Genomic DNA, 942 nt, shown 5'->3' with positions numbered 1-942 from the left:
TGCAGTTCGCCTACCAGTTCCCGGAAATGTGCGACCGCCTCGTCCTGGTGGGCAGCGCCGGCCTCGGCCCGGAGGTGAGCCCGGTGCTGAGGGCCACGGCCCTGCCGGGCGCACCGGCCACAATGGCCCTCGCCGTCAACCGGGTCACGCTCGCGATCGCCCGGGCGGCCGCGCGGTTCGGACGCCGGCTCGGCGGGGCGCTCAAGCCCGAAACCCGGGAACTGGCCCGGCATTTCGGCTCGCTGGCCGATCCCGCGCGACGGCGGGCCTTCCTGTTCATCGCGCGCAGCCTGATCGACCTGCGCGGCCAGCGCGCGAGCGCCGTGGACAAGCTCTACCTCGCCGAGGCCGTGCCGGTGCTGCTGGTCTGGGGTGCGCGCGACCCGCTCATCCCGGTGGCGCACGGCCGCCGGACGGCCGCACTGCTGCCGGACAGCCGCTTGACCGTGCTGGAAAACGTGAAACACTTTCCGCACGTGGCCGAGCCGGATCGCTTCTGCGCGCTGCTGAACGAGTTCCTCACGGAGACCGCGCCCGCCCGGCTCACTCTCGACGACGTCGTCACGCGCCTGACAACCGAGCGGCCACCCTTCTGAAAAGTTGTCACGCGCGCACCATCGGCGCGCGCCGGAAGTGTCACGTCCTCTCGCGGCGTTCCACCCGTTCGGGTGTAGTCCGGACGGGTTACCGCAAAGTCAGCGGGCAACCCGTTGACAGTGCCGTTCGCGCGAAATTATGTTGCCTGAGCCACAAAAACCGGATCGGCGTTCCCGCCGACGAGGCCGATTTTGTTGCCAGCAAGGATAAAACACATGACCGACGTGGACACCGGATTCGCCGCCCCCGTCCTGCGGGCCGGACGGCCGAACTCCGGCGAGCGCACTCCCGGACCGGCCTACCGGCAGCAGTCCGTGTCGGCCGACCGGCCCGCAGGACGGGGGC

General features: G+C 70.5%; 1 protein-coding gene. It reads left to right on the top strand.

Features of this window, described 5'->3' with window-relative positions; translation table 11 throughout:
- The coding region (locus CCN39_RS44130; RefSeq protein WP_143264389.1) for an alpha/beta fold hydrolase at window positions 1-596 on the top strand (596 nt) is incomplete at its 5' end.
- Between the last annotated feature and the right edge of the window lie 346 nt (window positions 597-942).

The sequence above is a fragment of the Amycolatopsis kentuckyensis genome, from assembly GCF_002155975.1.
GTDB lineage: Bacteria > Actinomycetota > Actinomycetes > Mycobacteriales > Pseudonocardiaceae > Amycolatopsis > Amycolatopsis kentuckyensis.
This window is presented reverse-complemented; position numbering and strand designations above follow the sequence as displayed.